Source organism: Streptomyces sp. NBC_01089 (assembly GCF_045162975.1).
GTDB lineage: Bacteria > Actinomycetota > Actinomycetes > Streptomycetales > Streptomycetaceae > Streptomyces.
Genome location: NZ_CP108660.1, coordinates 5,245,002 through 5,265,576, shown reverse-complemented (window position 1 = coordinate 5,265,576; position 20,575 = coordinate 5,245,002). Strand labels below are relative to the sequence as shown.

At 70.3% G+C, this 20,575-nt stretch carries 20 protein-coding genes; 5 read left to right on the top strand and 15 right to left on the bottom strand.

Features of this window, described 5'->3' with window-relative positions; genetic code table 11:
* Positions 1–34: 34 nt before the first annotated feature.
* Entirely contained in the window at positions 35–1,054 is a 1,020-nt protein-coding gene (locus OG510_RS23715; protein WP_406139391.1) for a DUF5954 family protein, read from the bottom strand.
* Positions 1,055–1,240: 186 nt separating this feature from the next.
* Positions 1,241–2,398, bottom strand: a complete 1,158-nt coding sequence (locus OG510_RS23710) for an acyl-CoA dehydrogenase family protein (protein ID WP_164261492.1) — start codon at positions 2,396–2,398, stop codon at positions 1,241–1,243.
* 165 nt (positions 2,399–2,563) lie between these two features.
* On the opposite strand from OG510_RS23710, the gene OG510_RS23705 reads away from it, so the two are divergent.
* Positions 2,564–3,907, top strand: coding sequence for a UDP-glucose dehydrogenase family protein (locus OG510_RS23705; RefSeq protein ID WP_406139389.1), 1,344 nt, complete (start codon positions 2,564–2,566; stop codon positions 3,905–3,907).
* Here OG510_RS23705 and OG510_RS23700 read toward each other — a convergent pair.
* Positions 3,904–4,443 carry a CGNR zinc finger domain-containing protein gene (locus OG510_RS23700; RefSeq protein ID WP_406139387.1) on the bottom strand — a complete coding sequence of 180 codons (540 nt, stop codon included), beginning with the start codon at positions 4,441–4,443 and terminating at the stop codon, positions 3,904–3,906. The genes OG510_RS23705 and OG510_RS23700 overlap by 4 nt on opposite strands.
* Positions 4,444–4,535: 92 nt before the next feature.
* Here OG510_RS23700 and OG510_RS23695 point away from each other — a divergent pair, with 92 nt between their 5' ends.
* Complete coding sequence (locus OG510_RS23695) at positions 4,536–4,898, top strand: VOC family protein (RefSeq protein ID WP_406139386.1); 363 nt, start codon at positions 4,536–4,538, stop codon at positions 4,896–4,898.
* Positions 4,899–4,959: 61 nt separating this feature from the next.
* On the opposite strand, the gene OG510_RS23690 is transcribed toward OG510_RS23695, so the two are convergent.
* Genes OG510_RS23690 through OG510_RS23680 form a run of 3 tightly spaced genes read right to left on the bottom strand, consistent with a single transcriptional unit; the run spans position 4,960 to position 7,856 of the window.
* Positions 4,960–6,147, bottom strand: coding sequence for a dipeptidase (locus tag OG510_RS23690; RefSeq protein ID WP_406139385.1), 1,188 nt, complete (start codon positions 6,145–6,147; stop codon positions 4,960–4,962).
* Between the two features lie 9 nt (positions 6,148–6,156).
* The gene (purE, locus tag OG510_RS23685; protein WP_406139384.1) at positions 6,157–6,708 is read right to left on the bottom strand and encodes a 5-(carboxyamino)imidazole ribonucleotide mutase; all 552 of its coding nucleotides are present in this window, start codon (positions 6,706–6,708) and stop codon (positions 6,157–6,159) included.
* Complete coding sequence (locus OG510_RS23680) at positions 6,705–7,856, bottom strand: 5-(carboxyamino)imidazole ribonucleotide synthase (RefSeq protein WP_406139382.1); 1,152 nt, start codon at positions 7,854–7,856, stop codon at positions 6,705–6,707. Before OG510_RS23680 ends, purE begins: the two co-directional genes overlap by 4 nt.
* Positions 7,857–8,020: 164 nt before the next feature.
* Here OG510_RS23680 and OG510_RS23675 point away from each other — a divergent pair, with 164 nt between their 5' ends.
* A complete protein-coding gene (locus OG510_RS23675) occupies positions 8,021–8,503 on the top strand; it encodes a GtrA family protein (protein WP_406139381.1) in 483 nt (160 codons plus the stop codon).
* 34 nt (positions 8,504–8,537) lie between these two features.
* On the opposite strand, the gene OG510_RS23670 is transcribed toward OG510_RS23675, so the two are convergent.
* Positions 8,538–9,833, bottom strand: coding sequence for an ATP-binding protein (locus OG510_RS23670; RefSeq protein ID WP_406139380.1), 1,296 nt, complete (start codon positions 9,831–9,833; stop codon positions 8,538–8,540).
* 30 nt (positions 9,834–9,863) lie between these two features.
* Positions 9,864–10,541 (bottom strand): response regulator transcription factor, encoded by a 678-nt coding sequence (locus OG510_RS23665; protein ID WP_164261518.1) that lies wholly within the window; start codon positions 10,539–10,541, stop codon positions 9,864–9,866.
* Between the two features lie 463 nt (positions 10,542–11,004).
* On the opposite strand from OG510_RS23665, the gene OG510_RS23660 reads away from it, so the two are divergent.
* On the top strand, positions 11,005–12,486 hold the full coding sequence (locus tag OG510_RS23660) for a peptide MFS transporter (protein ID WP_406139378.1): 1,482 nt from the start codon (positions 11,005–11,007) through the stop codon (positions 12,484–12,486).
* A 146-nt stretch (positions 12,487–12,632) separates the two neighbouring features.
* Here the strand turns inward: OG510_RS23660 and OG510_RS23655 are convergent, their stop codons facing one another.
* The 6 genes from OG510_RS23655 to OG510_RS23630 form a co-directional block, all read right to left on the bottom strand.
* Positions 12,633–14,021, bottom strand: coding sequence for a hypothetical protein (locus tag OG510_RS23655; RefSeq protein ID WP_406139377.1), 1,389 nt, complete (start codon positions 14,019–14,021; stop codon positions 12,633–12,635).
* Positions 14,022–14,035: 14 nt separating this feature from the next.
* Positions 14,036–15,154, bottom strand: a complete 1,119-nt coding sequence (locus tag OG510_RS23650) for a hypothetical protein (protein WP_406142512.1) — start codon at positions 15,152–15,154, stop codon at positions 14,036–14,038.
* Between the two features lie 2 nt (positions 15,155–15,156).
* The gene (locus OG510_RS23645; RefSeq protein WP_406139375.1) at positions 15,157–16,152 is read right to left on the bottom strand and encodes a hypothetical protein; all 996 of its coding nucleotides are present in this window, start codon (positions 16,150–16,152) and stop codon (positions 15,157–15,159) included.
* Positions 16,153–16,215: 63 nt separating this feature from the next.
* Entirely contained in the window at positions 16,216–16,941 is a 726-nt protein-coding gene (locus OG510_RS23640; protein WP_406139374.1) for a peptidase, read from the bottom strand.
* 180 nt (positions 16,942–17,121) lie between these two features.
* The gene (locus tag OG510_RS23635; RefSeq protein ID WP_406139372.1) at positions 17,122–17,613 is read right to left on the bottom strand and encodes an ATP-binding protein; all 492 of its coding nucleotides are present in this window, start codon (positions 17,611–17,613) and stop codon (positions 17,122–17,124) included.
* Between the two features lie 117 nt (positions 17,614–17,730).
* The gene (locus tag OG510_RS23630; RefSeq protein WP_164261531.1) at positions 17,731–18,099 is read right to left on the bottom strand and encodes an STAS domain-containing protein; all 369 of its coding nucleotides are present in this window, start codon (positions 18,097–18,099) and stop codon (positions 17,731–17,733) included.
* Between the two features lie 236 nt (positions 18,100–18,335).
* Here OG510_RS23630 and OG510_RS23625 point away from each other — a divergent pair, with 236 nt between their 5' ends.
* Positions 18,336–19,229, top strand: a complete 894-nt coding sequence (locus tag OG510_RS23625) for an RNA polymerase sigma factor SigF (RefSeq protein WP_203599341.1) — start codon at positions 18,336–18,338, stop codon at positions 19,227–19,229.
* Positions 19,230–19,396: 167 nt separating this feature from the next.
* On the opposite strand, the gene hutI is transcribed toward OG510_RS23625, so the two are convergent.
* On the bottom strand, positions 19,397–20,575 hold the full coding sequence (gene hutI, locus OG510_RS23620) for an imidazolonepropionase (protein WP_406139371.1): 1,179 nt from the start codon (positions 20,573–20,575) through the stop codon (positions 19,397–19,399).

Here is a 20,575-nt window from a genome sequence, read left to right as displayed (position 1 = left end):
GCCTGTCCGCTGTCCCCTGCCGCTGCCCGCGGCGCTACTCCGCGTGCGTGATCGTGCCCCACTCGTCCATGGTGGGGCGGATCTTCATGGGCTCCTGGATGTCCGTGTCCGACCGCCGCGGCGGCTCGGGGCCGTCAGGGCCGATGCGCATCATGCGCTCCACCCGGACGATCTGGAAGCAGCGCCCCCGCACCCGCAGTTCATTGGGCCTGAGCTGCTGGGTGAACCGCTCGGCCGCCCGCGCGTACACCGCGGCGTCCCGTTCGCCGATGTCCTCGAACATCGGCAGCGACTCGGTCAGATAGCTGACGAGCCGGCGCCGCGCCTCCTGCGGGGTGTCGCACTGCACGCCCACCATCGACCAGGAGTGCTCCTTGTGCTCCATGATCCGGAAGGCGACGGGCAGCAGCACCAGACCGGGGTGGGTCGTCACCGCACGCCGGGAATCCGCCAGTACGTCGGGCGGGAAGCGCCGTGAGGTGTACGAGAGCGACAGCAGGCCGACCCGGTCCAGGCCCTCGGTCAGCCCGACCGCCGCGCTGTGGTCGATGACGAAGCCCCGGGTACGCGCCCCCTGACGTACGGGCGTCTCGTCCCAGCCGTCCGTGTCGACGTCGGTGGGCCGCGGCGGCTCCAGCCGGCCCCCGCCGATCCTGGCGAACTCGTCGGCGCGCACGATGCGGTAGCGGGTGCCGCAGGCGGACACGGCGTTCACCGGCTCGGTCTCCAACCGGGCCACGGCGGCGAGGAGTTCGCGCCGCTCCAGGTGGTCGTCGGTCTCGTCCTTCGCCTTGAGCCAGAGGTACGAGTTGAGCTCGTCCCTGGCGTCCTGCGGATACCCGGTGTCCATCCCGCCGAGCAGCCGCCACCGCGGCCGCTCACCGCGCCGCTGCTCGGCGAAGCCGAAGAGCGGCCCCCTGACCACGATCTCGCCGTAGGTGCGCGCCGCGGCCATCGCGTCCAGCTCGGTGACTTCGGAGACGGGGTCGTCCCGGCGCTGCACATTGATGAAGAACCGCCCCGGCGTCTGCGTCTCCTGCTCCTGCTCCTCCATGGCGACAGTCTGCAGGCGACCGGTCACACCGGGCGAGGGAAATGCGGAAATCGGTCCGCGCCGGTGCGTGCTGCCGTATATCTGTACGTTTCGCGGCAGCGGATGCCGGGGCAGCACCGGGGCAGCGCGGAGGGAGCCCCGGCGGCGGCCGGGGCTCCCTCGGTTCCGGGGTGGAACCGGTGGTGATTACGGCAGGTTGCGGGCCATCACGATCCGCTGGACCTGGTTGGTGCCCTCGTAGATCTGGGTGATCTTCGCGTCGCGCATCATGCGCTCCACCGGGTAGTCGCGCGTGTAGCCGTACCCGCCGAGGAGCTGGACCGCGTCGGTGGTGACCTCCATCGCGACGTCCGAAGCGAAGCACTTGGCGGCCGCGCCGAAGAACGTCAGGTCGCCGTCGAGGCGCTCGGACTTGGCGGCGGCCGAGTAGGTGAGCTGGCGGGCCGCCTCCAGCTTCATGGCCATGTCGGCGAGCATGAACTGGATGCCCTGGAAGTCGCCGATCGGCTTGCCGAACTGCTTGCGCTCCTGGACGTAGCCCTTGGCGTAGTCGAGTGCGCCCTGGGCGATGCCGATGGCCTGGGCGGCGATCGTGATGCGGGTGTGGTCCAGGGTCTTCATCGCCGTGGCGAAGCCGGTGCCCTCCTCGCCGATCATGCGGTCGGCGGGGATCCGGACGTTGTCCAGGTAGACCTCGCGGGTCGGGGAGCCCTTGATGCCGAGCTTCTTCTCGGGGGCGCCGAAGGAGACGCCCTCGTCGGACTTCTCGACCACGAAGGCGCTGATGCCCTTGGAGCGCTTGGTGGGGTCGGTGACCGCCATCACCGTGTAGTACTCGGAGACGCCCGCGTTGGTGATCCAGCGCTTCACCCCGTTGAGCACCCAGAAGTCGCCGTCGCGCACGGCCCTGGTCTTCATGCCCGCCGCGTCCGAACCGGCGTCGGGCTCGCTCAGGCAGTACGAGAACATGCCCTCACCCTTGGCGAGGCGGCTCATGTACTTCTTCTTGAGGTCTTCGGAGCCGGAGAGGATCACCGGGAGCGAGCCCAGCTTGTTCACGGCCGGGATCAGCGAGGAGGAGGCACAGACACGGGCGACCTCCTCGATGACGATGACCATGGCCAGCGCGTCGGCCCCGGCGCCGCCGTACTCCTCGGGCACATGGACGGCGTGCAGGTCGGCGGCGGTCAGCGCGTCCAGCGCCTCCTGCGGGAAGCGGGCCTCCTCATCGACCGCGGCGGCGAAGGGTGCGATCTTCGCCTCGGCCAGGGCACGGACCGAGTCGCGGAGCATGTCGTGCTCTTCGGCCGGGCGGTACAGGTCGAAATCGGGCGAACCTGCCAAGGTCACTCACTCCCCAAGATGCTAACTACCGTTAAGTAACCCAATTTTAGGGGCTGCCCGCCCCCAGGGATACGTGAGGTTGGCGACAGGGGCGGGGCAGGGTGTCGAACAGCCCGACTATGCTCGGGCGCGCACCCGATCCCGTAGGCACCCTGGAGCTCCCCGATGGCCCTGAAAATCACCGTGATCGGTACCGGCTACCTCGGTGCCACCCACGCCGCGGCCATGGCTGAGCTGGGATTCGACGTGCTCGGTCTTGACATCGTCCCCGAGAAGATCGAGATGCTCTCGCAGGGCCGCGTCCCCATGTACGAGCCCGGTCTCGAAGAGATCCTGCAGCGGCATGTCGCGGGGATCGAGGGGTCGACCGGGCGGCTGCGCTTCACCACGTCGTGGGAGGAGGCCGGCGAGTTCGGCGATGTGCACTTCGTGTGCTGCAACACCCCGCAGAAGCACGGTGAGTACGCCTGCGACATGTCGTACGTCGACAACGCGTTCCGCTGGCTCGCACCGCATCTGAAGCGGGACGCCCTGGTCGTCGGCAAGTCGACCGTGCCGGTCGGCAGCGCGGCCAGGCTCGCCGGGGTGCTCAGGGAGCTGGCCCCCGCGGGCGAGGGGGTGGAGCTGGCGTGGAACCCGGAGTTCCTGCGCGAGGGCTTCGCCGTCAAGGACACCCTGCACCCCGACCGGATCGTCGTCGGCGTGGAGAGCGACCGCGCGGAGAAGCTGCTGCGCGAGGTGTACGCGGGACCGGTGGGTGAGGGGTCGCCGTTCGTGGTGACCGACTTCCCCACGGCCGAGCTGGTGAAGACCGCGGCGAACTCCTTCCTCGCCACGAAGATCTCCTTCATCAACGCGATGGCCGAGGTCTGCGAGGCCGCCGACGGCGACGTCGCGAAGCTGGCGGAGGCACTCGGGCACGACGAGCGCATCGGCAAGAAGTTCCTGCGGGCCGGGATCGGCTTCGGCGGCGGCTGTCTGCCCAAGGACATCAGGGCCTTCATGGCCCGCGCGGGCGAGCTGGGCGCCGACCAGGCGCTGACCTTCCTGCGCGAGGTGGACTCGATCAACATGCGGCGCCGCGGCCACATGGTGGAGCTGGCCCGGGAGGCCGTGGGCGGCGGCTCGTTCCTCGGCAAGCGGGTGGCGGTGCTCGGCGCGACCTTCAAGCCGGACTCGGACGACGTACGGGACTCCCCCGCGCTGAACGTCGCGGGCCAGATCCACCTCCAGGGCGGCCAGGTCACGGTCTACGACCCCAAGGGCATGGAGAACGCCCGCCGCCTCTTCCCGACGCTCGGTTACGCGGAGACCGCACTGGACGCGGTACGCGGCGCGGATGTCGTCCTGCACCTGACGGAGTGGCGCGAGTTCCGCGAGCTGGACCCGGCGGCGCTGGGCGCGGCGGTATCCGAGCGGATACTGCTGGACGGCCGGAACGCCCTGGACCCGGCGGCCTGGCGCGAGGCCGGCTGGGTGTACCGGGCGATGGGACGCCCGCGGGCCTAGAGGGCGTCCGTACGATTCGGGCCGGTCGGCCCGTCCGTACGATCTGCCGTTCTGCGGGCGCGGTAGCTGCGCATCTTCGCGCGGCTGCCGCAGACCGCCATCGTGCACCAGCGGCTGCGGCCCGCCGGGCTGCGGTCGTAGTACGCCCAGTGGCAGTCCTCCGCCTCGCACGCCTTGAGCCGCTCCCAGGTGCCCTCCGTGACAGCGGTCGCGACGGCCACCGCGATACGGGAGGCGAGGGGGGCCGGGTCCGCGGGGACCAGGGCCGCCGCGCCCTTCCCGTCCACCGCGAGCAGCAGCGGCGCCCGGGACAGCAGACGGGTCAGGGTGTCGCTCCGCCCGGCCGGCATGTCCAGGCCCGCGTGGGCGAGGCAGGCGGCCCGCAGCGCCTCCCGCAGCTCCCGGGCGTCGGTCAGCGCCGCTCCGCTCAGTCCGAACTCCGCGGCCAGCCGGTCCTCGCCCGTGTCGAGGCTCACCGTGTTCACCAGCGCCTCCACGAGCGCGAGACCCCCCGGCGCGGCTGCTCTCTCACTCACCCTTGCGACGTTACCCCCCATGGGGCAGCATGAGGTAACCGTTACCGGTTGAAGCCACATACCGGTAATCATGACGAACCGGGGAGATCACCATGGCCGTAGCCAAGCTCGGTGCCATCGTTCTGGACTGTCCCGACCCGCGCGCGCTCGCGGCCTTCTACGCGGGGATCATCGGCGGCGAGGCCGAGGACGGCGACCCGGACTGGGTGGACCTCAGGGGGCATCAGGGCACACCGCTCGCGTTCCAGCGGGCGCCGGAATTCGTACCGCCGCGCTGGCCCGCGGGCGAAGGCTCGCAGCAGTTCCATCTGGACCTGGCCGTCGAGGATCTGGACGCGGCCGAGAAGGAGATCCTGGCGCTCGGGGCGACGGTGCTCGACGCGGCGGACCGGACGCGGACCTTCCGGGTCTACGCGGACCCGGCGGGCCATCCGTTCTGCCTCTGCGCCTGCTGAGTACAGCCGAAGTGGCAGGCCCGGGCCGCGCGACCCGGGCCTGCCACTTCGGATACGGCTGTCAGCCGTCCAGCTCGGCCAGGGTCGCGTTGGACGGGCCGCGCCCGGCCTGGATCCCGCGGGCCGCGTCCTCCGCGGCGCGCAGCACCCGTACCGCGTTCTGCCAGGTCAGCTTGGCCAGGTCCGGCTTCGACCAGCCGCGGCCGATCAGCTCACCGATCAGGTTCGGGTAGCCCGCCACATCCTCCAGGCCCGCCGGGGTGAAGGCCGTGCCGTCGTAGTCGCCGCCGATACCGATGTGGTCGATGCCCGCGACCTCACGCATATGGTCCAGGTGGTCGGCGACCGTCGACACCGTGGCCATCGGGCGGGGGTGCGCCTCCTCGAAGGCGCGCTGGACCTTCAGCCCCGCGGGCGTGGTGTTCAGATGGTGCAGCCCGTGGGTGCGCATGTTCTCGTCCGCGCGGGCGGTCCAGGCGACCGCATCGGGGAGGATGAACTTCGGGACGAACGTGGCCATCGCGACGCCGCCGTTGGCGGGGAGCAGCGCGAGGACGTCGTCCGGGATGTTGCGCGGGTGGTCGCAGACCGCACGGGACGAGGAGTGCGAGAAGATCACCGGCGCCGTCGATGTCGCCAGCGCGTCACGCATCGTGGACGCCGCCACGTGCGAGAGGTCCACCAGCATGCCGGTGCGGTTCATCTCGCGGACGACCTCGTGGCCGAAGGCCGTCAGCCCATGGGCCTTCACGACGTCGGTCGCGGAGTCCGCCCAGGCGATGTTGTCGTTGTGCGTGAGCGTCATGTAGCGCACGCCCAGCGCGTACAGGGCGCGCAGCGTGCCCAGCGAGTTGTTGATGGAGTGGCCGCCCTCGGCACCCATCAGCGAGGCGATACGGCCCTGGCTCCTGGCCTTCTCCATGTCGTCGGCGGTCAGCGCGCGCACCAGGTCGTTGGGGTAGCGGGTGAGCAGCTGGTCCACGACGTCGATCTGCTCCAGCGTCGCGCTGACGGCGTCCTCGCCCGCCATGTCGCTGCGGACGTAGACCGACCAGAACTGCGCGCCGACGCCGCCCTTGCGCAGCCGGTGCAGGTCGGTGTGGAGGTGGCCGGTCTGGTCGCGGGCGATGTCCAGCGCGTCGAGGTCGTACCGTACGTTCTCGCGCAGCGCCCAGGGCAGGTCGTTGTGGCCGTCCACGACCGGGTACTCGGCGAGCAGGTCCAGCGCTTCGGTGAGGTGATGGCTCATGACGACCGCCTACTTTCCGAATCCGAAGGTGTCCGCGCCCGATGCCCTGGCGCGCAGCCGGGTGCCCTTCTCCGTCGCTTCGTCGTTCAGCTTCTGCTGGAAGTCCCGCATCCTGTCCTGGAGCCCGGGGTCGGACGCGGCCAGGATGCGGACGGCGAGCAGCCCCGCGTTGCGCGCGCCGGCCACCGAGACCGTCGCCACCGGGACGCCGGCCGGCATCTGCACGATGGAGAGCAGCGAGTCCATGCCGTCCAGGTACTTCAGCGGCACCGGGACGCCGATGACCGGCAGCGGGGTCACCGAGGCCAGCATGCCCGGCAGATGGGCGGCTCCCCCGGCGCCCGCGATGATCGCCCGCAGCCCCCGGCCCGCGGCCTGCTCGCCGTACGCGATCATCTCGCGCGGCATCCGGTGCGCGGAGACGACGTCCACCTCGTACGCCACCCCGAACTCGTCCAGGGCCTTGGCCGCCGCCTCCATGACGGGCCAGTCGGAGTCGGAGCCCATCACCAGGCCGACGGCGGGGGCATCGGCTGCTGCGGAAGCTGACGGAGAGGTCATTCGGTGATCGTCCCTCGCAGATATCCGGCGGCGTGACGGGCGCGCTCCAGCGCTTCGTCGAGGTCGTCGCCGTAGGTGTTGACGTGGCCGACCTTGCGCCCCGGCTTCACGTCCTTGCCGTACATGTGGATCTTGAGCTGGGGGTCGCGGGCCATGCAGTGCAGATATGCCTGGTACATGTCCGGGTAGTCGCCGCCCAGGACGTTGCACATGACCGTCCAGCGGGCGCGCGGGCGCGGGTCGCCCAGCGGCAGGTCGAGGACCGCGCGCACATGGTTGGCGAACTGCGAGGTGATCGCGCCGTCCTGGGTCCAGTGGCCGGAGTTGTGCGGGCGCATCGCCAGTTCGTTGACGAGGATGCCCGGGGTGCCGTCGGGGCCGCGGACCTCGAAGAGTTCGACGGCGAGGTGGCCGGTCACGTCCAGCTCGGCGGCGATCCGCAGGGCGAGCTGCTGGGCCTCGCCCGCCAGCTCCTCGGCGATGCCGGGCGCGGGGGCGATCACGGTGTCGCAGACGCCGTCGACCTGCTGGGACTCCACCACCGGGTAGGCCACGGCCTGGCCGTGCGGGGAGCGTACGACGTTGGCCGCCAGCTCCCGTACGAAGTCGACCTTCTCCTCGGCCAGGACCGGGACGCCCGCCTTGAAGGGGGCTTCGGCGTCCGCGAGGGAGCGTACGAACCAGACGCCCTTGCCGTCGTAGCCGCCCCTGACCGTCTTGAGGATGACCGGGAAGCCGCCCACCTCTCCGGCGAAGGCGACCGCGTCGGCCGGGTCGGAGACGATGCGGTGGCGGGGGCAGGGGGCGCCGATCGCCGTGAGTCTCTCGCGCATCACCCCCTTGTCCTGGGCGTGCACCAGCGCGTGCGGGCCGGGGCGTACGGGGATACCGTCCGCCTCCAGGGCGCGCAGATGGGCGGTGGGCACCTGCTCGTGGTCGAAGGTGATCACGTCGCAGCCGCGCGCGAACGCGCGCAGCGTGTCCAGGTCGCGGTAGTCGCCGACGACGACATCGCTGACCACCTGGGCCGCCGAGTCCTGCGGGGTGTCACTGAGCAACTTGAATCTGAGGCCGAGGGGGATACCCGCCTCGTGGGTCATCCGGGCGAGCTGTCCGCCACCGACCATGCCGACTACGGGGAACGTCACGTACCCCAGGGTATCCGCAGGCCCGTGGCCCGCATGCCAGCACGTCACGGCCTTGACCGGGCACCCGAACGGAGCACTGGCTAGCATGGTCGCGTTGACTCACCGAACCGAAGCAGACCGAAGCGAACGTCGACCTACTCGAACGAACGGGGCTATCGACCACCATGAGCGATTCCGGCGGGATGCGGACGCGGGTGCAACGGCTCTGGCGCGAGGTCGCCAAGTTCGGCGCGGTGGGGGCGCTGGGCCTGCTGGTCAACATGGCGGCGTTCAACCTGCTCCGCCACACGACCTCCCTGCAGGTGGTACGGGCCAGTGTGCTGGCGACCGTCATCGCGGTCGTCTTCAACTACGTCGGTCTGCGCTACTTCGCGTACCGGGACCGCGAGAAGAGCGGCCGGGCCAGGGAGATGGGGCTGTTCCTGCTGTTCAGCCTGGTCGGCGCGGTGATCGAGAACGGGATCCTCTACGCGGCGACCTACGGCGCCGACTGGAACTCCCCGCTGCAGAGCAACTTCTTCAAGTTCCTCGGTATCGCCGTCGCGACGCTCTTCCGCTTCTGGTCCTACCGCACCTGGGTGTTCCGGACGCTGCCGGCGTCGGAGCCCGTCCCGGCGCCGGCCCTCGTGGAGGCGGGCCCCGAGTAGGGCCCGCCCTGCCCACCCTGGATCCACGCCCCCGTCACCGGATCGTCGGCTCCGGCGGCTCCTCAGGACCCGGCAGGCTGTTCTGCTTCAGCGGGTCCTTCGACACCCGGCTCAGGAAGAGCGCGAAGACCGGCGGGTGCTGCTGGAGCATTTCGAGCCGCCCGCCGTCCGCCTCCGCCAGATCGCGGGCCACCGCGAGACCGATACCGGTGGAGTTGCGCCCGCTGATGGTCCGCTCGAAGATCCGCGCCCCGAGATCGGGCGGCACACCCGGCCCCTCGTCCGTCACCTCGACGACGGTCTGGGTGCCGGTGACCCGGGTACGGACCGCGACGGTGCCGCCGCCGTGCATCAGCGAGTTCTCGATCAGGGCCGCCATCACCTGGGCCACCGCGCCCGGCGTGCCGATGGCCCGCAGCCCGCGCTTCCCCGACCGTACGATCGCCCGCCCCGCGCTGCGGTACGCCGGGCGCCACTCCTGGAGCTGCTGGGTGACGACCTCGTCCAGGTCGAAGGTGACGGCGGAGCCGGTGCGCGGGTCGCGGGAGTTGGTCAGCAGCCGCTCCACGACGTCCGTCAGCCGCTCGACCTGGGTCAGCGCGATGGTCGCCTCCTCCTTCACCGTGTCCAGGTCCTCGGTGAGGGTGATCTCCTCCAGCCGCATGGAGAGCGCGGTCAGCGGCGTACGGAGCTGGTGCGAGGCGTCGGCGGCCAGCCGGCGCTCGGCGGTCAGCATCCGGGTGATCCGCTCGGCCGACGCGTCCAGCACATCGGCGACCCGGTCCAGCTCCGGCACCGCGTACCGCTTGTGCCGGGGGCGCGGGTCGCCGGAGCCGAGACGTTCGGCGGTCTCGGCGAGGTCGGTGAGCGGCGAGGTGAGCTTGTTGGCCTGGCGTACGGCGAGGAGCACCGCCGAGACGATCGCGAGGAGCGCCACCGCGCCGATGATGAGCAGGGTCCGGCCGACCTCGCGGGTCACCGTGGAGCCCGCTTCCTCGACGGTGACCTGCTCGCCGTCGGCGCCGGTCGCCTTGCCCCTGATGACGCTGCCCTGCGGCTCGGTGCCGAGCCTGATGGTGTCCCGGCCGGGGATCTTGATCACCGAGTAGCGGTGGGCGTCGACCTGGTCGTGCAGGATCGACTCGGTGACCCGTTCGTCGCCGAGGATCCGGCTCTCGACGATGCTCGCGAGGCGCAGCGCCTCGGAGTCCACGCTCTCCTGGGCACTGCTGCTGATGGTGCGTGTCTCGACGATGACGAGCGAGACGCCGAAGACGGCGATCACGACGAGTACGACGGCGAGCGTGGAGTTGATGAGTCGGCGGCGCATGCGGCAAGTGTCGCAGTCGCGCCGCGGGCCTCAGCTCTTCTCGAAGCGGAAGCCGACGCCCCGCACGGTGGCGATGTAGCGCGGGTTCGCCGCGTCGTCGCCGAGCTTCTTGCGCAGCCAGGAGATGTGCATGTCGAGGGTCTTGGTGGAGGACCACCAGGTGGTGTCCCAGACCTCGCGCATCAGCTGGTCCCGGGTGACGACCCGGCCCGCGTCCCTGACCAGGACCCGCAGCAGGTCGAACTCCTTGGCGGTGAGCTGGAGTTCCTCGTCGCCCATCCAGGCACGGTGCGACTCGACGTCGATCCGCACGCCGTGGGTGGCGGGCTGCGGGGCGGTCTCCGCGGCGCCGCGCCGCAGCAGCGCCCGTACGCGCGCCAGCAGCTCGGCGAGCCGGAACGGCTTGGTGACGTAGTCGTCGGCGCCGGCGTCCAGGCCGACCACCGTGTCGACCTCGTCGGCGCGGGCGGTGAGCACCAGGACCGGCACCGTGTGCCCGTCGGCGCGCAGCCGCCTGGCCACCTCGAGACCGTCCATGCCGGGCAGCCCCAGATCCAGGACGACCAGGTCGATCCCTCCTTGAAGGCCGGCGTCGAGCGCGGTCGGTCCGTCTTCCCGCACCTCGACCTCGTAACCCTCCCGACGCAGTGCGCGGGCCAGCGGCTCCGAGATGGATGCGTCGTCCTCGGCGAGCAGTACACGGGTCATGAAGGTGATGGTAGACCGCGACGGGTCATGCTCGTGAGGTGATCGCCAAGGGCTGCGGGTCTGGGTGGCTATCCGGATTACCACCTTCGAATACAGTGGCCAGTTCCGGCATTCACCTGTGATCCATGTCTCAACCCCTTTCAAATGCCGCAGCTGCCTCTTTATGGTGGCGATACGCCTGTAGCAGTACTTGGGGTTCTTTGGCCTGCCTTGATGCGCCAAAGACCCTTTATCTGTGCGCGGTTGGTACCCCGGCCGCGCGGACAGTGAATGACCTAGCGGCCGGGCCCCGTGTGCGAGGAAGCGCACGGAGCGTGGATCCCGGCGTGGTCTCCCCCCTCGGTACGGAACCCATCCGGCTGGCCCCTCTGGCGTGGGGCGGGGACGGACCATGCCGGTGCCGGCCACCCCCCACCGGGCGCGTCACCGATCTGCGGCGCGTCCCGAAAAGCAAGGAACGACCATGGCGTCAAGCCTGACGAAGGCTCCGGACACCCCGGAAAAGACCTTCTTCGGCCACCCCCGCGGCCTGGCACCGCTCTTCATGACGGAGATGTGGGAGCGTTTCAGCTTCTACGGCATGAGGGCTCTGCTCCCGCTGTACCTGGTGTCCAGCGACGGTCCGCATCTGAGCATGGCCACCGCGACGGCGATCTACTCGATCTACCTGGCGATGGTCTACCTCCTCACCATGCCGGGCGGCTGGTTCGGCGACCGCGTCTGGGGGGCCCGCAAAACGGTCACCATCGCGGCCTCGGTCATCATGGTCGGGCATCTCACACTGGCGCTGCCCGGCACGGGCTCGTTCTTCGCCGGTCTGGCGCTCGTCGCGTTCGGTTCCGGACTGCTGAAGGCCAACATCTCGACGATGGTCGGGCATCTGTACAAGGGCCCCGACGACCCGCGCCGTGACGGTGGCTTCACCGTCTTCTACATGGGCATCAACATAGGTTCCTTCTTCGCGCCGCTGGTCATCGGTACGGTCGGCGAGAACGTGAACTGGCACCTCGGCTTCGCCCTCGCGGCGGTCGGCATGGCGCTCGGTCTGCTGCAGTTCCTCATCGGCACCCGCCACCTGAACGAGCGCAGCAGCATCGTCCCGAAGCCGCTGTCGGCGCAGGAGCGCAGCTCGGTCCTGACCAAGGGCCTGATCTGCCTGATCATCGCCGCGGTCTTCTACGGCATCGTGGTCTTCAGCGGCGCCTTCACCCAGAACTGGGCGCTCTACCCGATCACCGTGCTCGGTCTGCTCATCCCGATCGGTGTCCTGGTGCGCATGAAGCGCGACCGGGAGCTGTCCGGCCTGGAGCAGAAGAAGATCTCCGGGTACATCTGGTTCTTCGTGGCCGCCGCCGTCTTCTGGATGATCTACGACCAGGGCGGCTCCACGATGTCGCTCTTCGGCGAGAACTCCACGACGAACAGCCTGCTCGGCTTCCACTTCCCGACGTCCTGGTACCAGTCGGTGAACCCGGTCTTCGTCATGGCGCTGGCCCCGGTCGTCGCCTGGATATGGCTGGCTCTCAACAAGCGGGGCAAGGAGCCGAGCACGGTCGTCAAGTTCGTCTCGGGTCTCTTCCTGATAGGCGTCTCCTTCTTCGTCTTCATGCTGCCGCTGATGTCGACGACGGACGGCTCGCGGGTCAGCCCGATGTGGCTGGTGGCGATCTACTTCGTCCAGACCGTCGGTGAGCTGTGCCTCTCCCCGGTCGGCCTCTCGGTGACCACGAAGATGGCTCCGGCGAAGTACGCCAGCCAGATGATGGGTGTCTGGTTCCTCGCCGTCACGGCCGGTGACTGTGTCACCAGCCTGATGTCGCTCTCGGGCGTCAACCTCAACAAGTCCGGCATGGTCGGCCTCGAAGCGGGGCTCGCGGTGGTCGCGGCCATAGCGGTCTGGATGTACCGCGGCAAGGTCAGGGAGCTTATGGGCGACGTCCGCTGACGCCGTTCCCGCCTGCTGTACGACGAGGGCCCCGCCGCACCGGTCAGGTGCGGCGGGGCCTTTCTCGTAGGCGTCTCGTACGGGTTCCCGTACGCGCTCTCGTACGCGCCGGGAGCCTGCCCGGGGGTGTGCGCCCGGGGCAGGGGTCAGCGGGTGCCGCGCAGCCTCCTCCACGGGGTGAAGGTGAACACGGCGCCGCCCAGCAGGATCACGGTGCCGGCCACCAGGCCGAGCGCCCGCAGACCGCCGTTGTCGCTCGCACCGGTCTCGGCGAGCCCGCCGCTGCTGCTGGTGCTGCCGCCCGCACCGCCGGCCGCCGTACCGCCGGTGCTGCCGCCGGTCGATGTGCCGCCGGACGCGCCGCCCGGCTGGGCCGATGTGTCGAGCTGCAGGGAGACCGCGACGTTCGCGGGCGGGGTGCAGGTGGTGGTCGTACCGAGCGCCTTGACCGTCAGTACGCCGGGGCTGAGCGTCGCCTTGCCGTCGGCGCCCGGCTTGTACGTACCGGTGAGGTCGGGGATCTCGATCGGTGCGCCCGACTTGATGGCCGACTTGTTGGCCGGGCCGACCACATGGACCGTGCCCTTGTCGGCGCCGCCGAGCTTGACCTCCATGGACGGGACGACCGAACCCGCGGGGATGTCGGCCGGGCTGTCCATCACGGACTTGCTGAACTTCACGTCGAGGCCGTAGTCCCCGCCGCTCTTCTTCGCGTTGATCTGCACCGGCGATGTGGCGTTCTTGTCGCCGATGGGCGTCTTGCAGGCGTAGGGGACGGAGACCTGCTTGCCGGTGAAGTCCGTCGCGCCACCGGTACCGCCCGTGGTGCTACCGCCCGTGGTGGTCCCACCGGTGCTGGTGCCGCCCGTGGTGGTGCCACCCGTGGTCGTCCCCGCGGTGGTGCCCCCGGTCGTGGTGCCGGCCGTCGTGCCGCCGGTGGTGGTGCCACCCGTGGTCGTACCGGCGGTCGTGCCGCCCGTGGTGGTGCCGCCGGTGGTCGTACCGCCGCCGTCCGTGACCTTGATGGTGGCCGACGACTTCACCGTCTCCTTGGGCGAGCACTTGGTGTCCGTGGAGATCGGCTTGCTGACGTTGATGTTGTACTTGTCGGCCGTCAGCGTGACGTCACCGGCCTTGGTGAGCTTCAGCTTGCCCGTCATGTCCGAGAGGATCATGGGGGCGCCCTTGGGGATGGCCGGATTGGTCCTGGGCCCCTGCATGTCCAGGTCCGCGGTCTGCGCGCCTGCCACCTTGACCGTGCCGGTCGGCTGCACGGTGTTGGCGTCCAGATCGAGGATGTCCGGGTTCTTGGAGGCGGCCGAGACCGTCTTCCAGACGACGTCGACCTCGTCGCCCACCTTCGCCGTGGCGGGCGCCGTGATCGCCACCTCGGTCGTGCCCTCGATGGCCGGCAGACCGGAAATCGCGGGCGGTATGCACTCGGTCTTGTACGAGACGTCCGCGGCCTGGGCGGGGCCCGCGGCCAGCATGATTCCCGCACCGCCGAGCATCAGCGCTAATCCCGCAGCGCTCATCCTCCGTTGTCTGATCACGAGTTTCCCTTCGTCGTCGGGTGCTTCTCGACCGGGTGGTTCTCGGACGGTGCGGTGTCCGGGGTGAACCACGGCAGAGCCGTGGCCGTCGGGGGCTGCGGCCCGCCGGCGGGCGGCGGCGCCGCCCGCTCGGGCCTGCGGAGCGAGGGCACGCGCACGGCCAGTCCCGGCAGCAGCGCGTTCCGGTGACGGCCGGCGCCACCGGCCGTACCGCGTGCGGACCGCGGCCTGACCTTGTCGACGACGGCCATGCCGATACGGAACACGGCGGCCGGCACGACCACGCACAGCAGCAGCCAGAAGAACGTGACACCCCACGGGCGCCCCACCCCCCAGGGCTGCTCGATCAGCACCTTGCCCGCGTACTTGACCGCGATCTGGTAGTCGCCGTGTGCGCCCGTGGTCAGTTCGGCGTCCAGCTTGATCCGCGCCTTCTTGCCGGGCGCGATCGTGCCGTGCCACTGCCGGTCCTCCCACTGCGGCGCGAACACACCGTGCGAGGTGCCGAGGGAGAAGAGCGGGTCCTTGACGGGCGTCGAGCCGAGATTGCCCACGGTGAAGACGACGGTCCTGCTGGGCGGCGCCCCGAACCAGGTGAGGACTCCGCTCGACCCTTCGAGGCGGGCACCGGACAGCACCGCGAGCCGGCCGCCGGGCGGCGGCTTCGGCAGCGCCGCGACCGGGTGGCCCGCGACCTTGAACACGACGTCGGTGGAAGCCTGTTCACCGGTCACCGTGGCGATGTGCACCACGCACGGGCAGGGCTTGGGCGGCTCGGCCACCGGCAGCTTCTTGCTGAAGGCGCCCTTGGAGTCGGTGGTGACGGCGCGCCCCTCGGAGTTGGCGCAGGCGTTGGTGCCGCCGATCACGCCGCGCGCCGGGCTTGACTGACCGCAGATCAGCATCATGAGCAGCGCGTCGGGGCGCCAGCCGGTGCCCTTGACGGTGATGTCGCCGCCCTTGCCCGCCTGTTGCTGGGAGAGCGTGGCGCCCGGTTTGCCGGCCGCGGCTGCGCCGGTGGCCGGGGCCAGCACCAGGGCGGGGACGAGCGCGACGAGGAAGGCCAGTGCCGTTCCCCAGCTGCCGATGGCCCGCAGCCACCGGGCGGGTTCGATCTTCACGTTGCCGCTCCCGCCGTCGCCGGTTCGCTGTCGGTGTGACTGGTGTCGCCGCTGTGTTCGGTGTCGCTGTCACTCATGTACGGGTCCGGTCCAGCCCCGGTCCCCCGGGCGCGTCTGCGCCGTACGGCGAACCAGCCGGCCGTACCGGCCGACACCAGGGCCACCAGCCCGGCCAGCCGCCACCACGGCACGAACACCGCCGAAGCGGAGCCCGTCCCGCGCGCTCCGCCCCCGGCCGTCACCACGAGGTGCACGGACGCCGAATCGAGCGCCGGCGTGTGCGGCCACTTCTCCGTGAGCTGTACGCGCCGCCCCGGCAGCAGTTCCACCGGCAGCGTGCGCCCCGCGATGTGGCGGGCGCCGCTGACGAGCCCGTCGGCGCGTACGTCGAGATGCGGGGTGAGCGTGGTGTTGCCGCGGTTCACGAGCGTGTAGCGGATCAGCCCCGGCCCCTTGTCGACCCGGACGTCCTCCACGGTCAGCGCCGAGAGTGTCGGCCCGCTGACCCGCAACTGCACCCGTACTCCGGCCTGGTGCCCGCCGGACGACGCCACGATCGCGGCCGGGTGGTCGCCCGGTTCGGCGGTGGCGGGGACCGTGACGCTGAAGGGGACCCGGGCGCCGGTGTGCGCCGGGACCTTCACCGTGCGGGCGGCCGGCGTGATCCAGGTGTCGTCCGCGGCGCGGAGCGCGGACCCGCCCGACGCCGTGTTGTACGCCTCGGCCCCCCGCAGCCGTACGGTCACCGGCTTCTTGCCCGGATTGGTCAGCGCCAGAGTGTCCTCAAGGACGGTGCCCGGCGCGCCCTCCAGATAGAAGTACGGCCGGCCGTCCGCGCTGGGCCTGGTCCCCCCGCCGGTCGCGGGCGCGGCCGTCCACCCCGGCCCGCCGGACGCCGGCCCGGCCGCGGACGCGGGTACGAGCGCGGGCCCGGCGGAGCAGAGCAGTACGGCAGCCGTGAGCACGGCGGAACGGATGGTGCGCGTGAGCATGAAAGGACTCCCTGTTGCCCTGTGGCCCTGGTGTTCAGCCCGCCTGCCTGTTTCCGGCAGGTCTCACGCGGACCGCTGGCCCCGCCGGGTCAGCCACAGCACGCCCGCGGCCCCGCTGAGCAGCACGGTCCCGCCGAGTGTGCCGAGCGCCATCGTGGAGTCGAGCGGCCCGGTCTTCGGCAGGCTGCCGCCCGATGTGCTCGACGTACCGGAGCCGCCGCTCGTACCGCCGCCGCCGGATCCGCCGGTGGAGCCGCTGCCTCCGCTCGTACCGCCGCCGCCCGATCCGGCGACCGTCAGCTCCAGTGAGGGCTTGGGGCTGTTGGACGGGGTGCAGGTGGTGGTCGTGCCGAGCGCCTTGATGGTCAGTGTCGACGCGGTGAAGGTGACCTTGCCGCTCTTCTTGGGCGTGTAGGTGCCCGACAGGTCGCTGATCTTGATGGGTGAGTTGGCGGGTATGGCCGCCGAGTTGGTCGCGCCCGAGACCGGGACCGTCCCGCTCTCGGCGCCGCCCAGCTTGATGAGCGCGCTGGGCTTCATGGCCCCCTTGCCCAGTTCGACCGGGCTGGACGAGACGCCCTTCTGGAAGGACATGGTGAGGGTGTAGCCGCTGCCGCTCTTGACGCCCTTGATGTCGATGGGCGAGACGGCTCCCTTGTTCCCGATCGGCGTTTTGCACTGGTAGTTGACGTCCACTACGTCGGCCTGGGCTGCCGGTGCGGTCATCAGCACCACCGAGCCCGCGACGGCCGCCGCCAGCGCAAACGCTGTCCGCTTCTGGTACGACACCTCGAAACCCCTTATGCCGGATGCCGCCGCTAAGTTACTGACGACACATCAGATTGGGCGCTCAAGGTACGCCGGAGCCCTTGCCGAGGGAAGACAAAGAGCGCACCGGATCGGTGCGCTCTGGGGAAGGGGGAAGAGAAGGGGTACGGAGGGAGAGCGGACGGGGCGTCGCCGCCGCCCCTACGCCGGTGCGGCCAGCTCGGCCCAGACCATCTTGCCGGGTGTGCCCGGCGTGCGGACCACGCCCCAGTCGAGGCAGAGCCGCTCCACGATGAACATGCCGTGCCCGCCGGGCCGGCCCGCCCGGTGCGGGCTGCGCGGTGCGGGCTGGCCCGCGCCACGGTCGACGACTTCGAGACGGAGCACTTTCTGTCCGTACGAGACGCGGAGTTCCTCGGGACCATCGGCGTGCAGGCACGCGTTGGTGACCAGCTCGGACACGACCAGCAGGACGTCCTCCGCCGCGGCGCGCCGGTCGGCGCTCTCCGCGGGCAGCCAGGCCCAGTCGTAGAGCGCCTGGCGCGTGAAATCACGCGCCAGCGGGACGATGCCGCTCGCGCTCAGCAGGGAGAGCGTGCGACTGCGGCCTTCGGCGGACACGGTAAAGGCTGGTCCGGCGCCGTCGCGCTCGGGGCCGAGGTCCCCCGGCGGCTGCTGCCGGGTGGTGCTCATCAGCGCTTCACCTCACCGATTCACCAGTTCAAAAAAGTCAGCGGTACAGAGATTGCGGAGGGACTCCTGCCCTGCTTAATGGTGACAACACTCATTTCTTTCTACAGAGTGTGCGGATCAGTCGCGCAGTGCATCCTCAAGAGAATCGTGCACGGTGAAGACCGCCTCGGCACCTGTGATCTCGAACACCCTGGCCACCACGGGAAGCATCCCGGCCAGATGGACCCCTCCCCCGGCGGCTTCCGCCTTGAGGCGGGCCCCGAGGAGCACATTCAGCCCCGTCGAGTCGCAGAACTCCAGCTGGGAGCAGTCGATGACCAGCCTCGACCGGCCCTGCTCCAGCGCCTTGTCCAGCGGCTCACTCAGCAATCCGGCCGTGTGGTGATCCAGCTCACCCGCCGGAGTCACGACCTCGCTCGGGCCCGCGGACCTGACTTCGACCCGAAGCCGGCCCCGGTTCGTGCTGCCGACCGTCCCGCGGTCCATGTCCGTCCCTCTTCGCCGTGTTGGAGATGTCGCTGACGTGCGACGAAGACTACGCCTTCCGCACGCCGACCGGTAGCCGAACAACCCCAACGAACCGTAATAATACGGACATTTAACACTTGCGCTTGTGCATCCCGAGCCGATAGGGGTAGTAGCGACAACATTCGAACATGGCCGGCTTTGGAGGCGCCGCTACACCGCTGAACACAGGCATCGGCAGCCATATGCCGAGAACCATGGAGGACACCATGTCACCCCAGCTCGACGAATCCCGCAGCGATACGTCGACTGCACGTCCTACCCCGTCCGACCCGATCGAGTCCGGGATCGAGGATTTTCCTGAGATCCCGCCGTACGGCGAAGTGGGTCCGCTGGACGCCAGGGCACTGTCGAAGACGCTGTTCTCGCGGCTGGAGTCCCTCGAAGAGGGAACGCACGAGTACGCGTATGTCCGCAACACGCTCGTCGAGCTCAACCTGGCCCTGGTCAAGTTCGCCGCCTCCCGGTTCCGCTCGCGCAGCGAACCGATGGAAGACATCATCCAGGTCGGCACGATCGGCCTGATCAAGGCGATAGACCGCTTCGAGCTCAGCAGGGGCGTGGAATTCCCCACGTTCGCGATGCCGACGATCATCGGCGAGATCAAGCGGTTCTTCCGCGACACGTCCTGGTCGGTGCGGGTGCCGCGGCGGCTCCAGGAGCTCCGCCTCGACCTCGCCAAGGCGGGCGACGAGCTCGCTCAGCAGCTCGACCGCGCCCCGACCGTGGCGGAGCTCGCCGCGCGCCTCGACCTGACCAAGGAAGAGGTCGTCGAGGGGATGGCGGCGAGCAACGCGTACACCGCGAGCTCGCTCGACGCCCAGCCCGAGGAGGACGAGTCCGAGGGCGCGCTGGCCGACCGCATCGGCTACGAGGACCACGACCTCGAAGGCGTCGAGTACATCGAGTCGCTCAAGCCCCTCATAGCCGGGCTCCCCGCGCGCGACCGGCAGATCCTGTCGCTGCGCTTCGTCGCCAACATGACGCAGTCGGAGATCGGCGACGAGCTGGGTATCTCGCAGATGCATGTGTCGCGGCTGCTGTCGCGCACCCTGGTGAAGCTGCGCAAGGGGCTGACCCTGGAGCAGTGAGGCGCCGCCGCGAGGAGCGTACGTCCGGCACACCGGCCGGACAGCGCCTCGGCGGAAGAGCCGGTCCCGCTCGCCGGGACCGGCTCTTCCGCGTCCGGCCCCCGGCAGCGTGCGCGCATGCCTGAGCCCCGGCCGCTGTGTGCGGCCGGGGCTTTACGGATGACGGGTCAGACCACCCGGGCTCCGCGCTGCCACACCCCCGAGACCAGGGGCACACCGGGCCGGTAGGCGAGGTGGACGTGGGAGGGGGCGTCGAGCAGGGTCAGGTCGGCCCTGGCGCCCGGTACGAGCCGGCCGATGTCCGTACGGCGCAGGGCCCGCGCGCCGCCCGCTGTGGACGCCCACAGCGCCTCGTCCGGGGTCATCCCCATGTCACGTACCGCCAGGGCGATACAGAACGGCATGGAGGACGTGAACGACGAGCCCGGGTTGCAGTCGGTGGAGAGCGCGACGGTCGCTCCGGCGTCCAGGAGACGGCGGGCGTCCGGCCAGGCGGCGCGGGTGGAGAACTCGGCGCCGGGCAGCAGCGTGGCGACGGTGTCGCCGTCGGCCAGCGCCGTGACGTCCTCGTCGGTCAGGTGGGTGCAGTGGTCGGCCGACGCTGCGTCCAGCTCGACGGCGAGCTGGACCCCCGGGCCGTAGCTGAGCTGGTTGGCGTGGACGCGCGGGTGCAGGCCCCTGGCCCGTCCCGCGGTGAGGATCGCGCGGGCCTGGTCGCCGTCGAAGGCGCCCTTCTCGCAGAACACGTCGACCCAGCGGGCGTGCGGGGCGCAGGCGTCCAGCATCGGGCCGGTGACCAGATCGACGTACCCGGCGGGGTCGTCGGCGTACTCGGGCGCCACGATGTGCGCGCCCAGGTAGGTGACCTCGTCGGTGTGGCGGGCCGCGACCCGCAGGGCCCGCGCCTCGTCCTCGACGGTCAGGCCGTAGCCGGACTTCGTCTCCAGGGTCGTGGTGCCCTGACGGAGCGCCTCGTGGAGATACGCGGCGACGTTCGCCGAGAGCTGCTCGTCGGTGGCCGTGCGGGTGGCGGCGACCGTGGTGCGGATACCGCCCGCCGAGTAACTGCGGCCCGACATGCGCGCGTTGAACTCGGCCGTCCGGTCGCCCGCGAAGACCAGGTGGGAGTGCGAGTCGACGAACCCCGGAATCACCGCCCGGCCGCCCGCGTCGACCGCGTTGTCAGTGGCGGGTGCTTTGCTGGATTCACCGACCCAGGCGATGCGGTCGCCATCGATGACGAGCGCCGCGTCCTGGATCAGACCGAGCGGGGATCCGTCCCCGAGGGAGGGGTCGTTGGTGACCAGACTGCCGATGTGGGTGAGGGCGGTGGCGGGGTTCGTCAT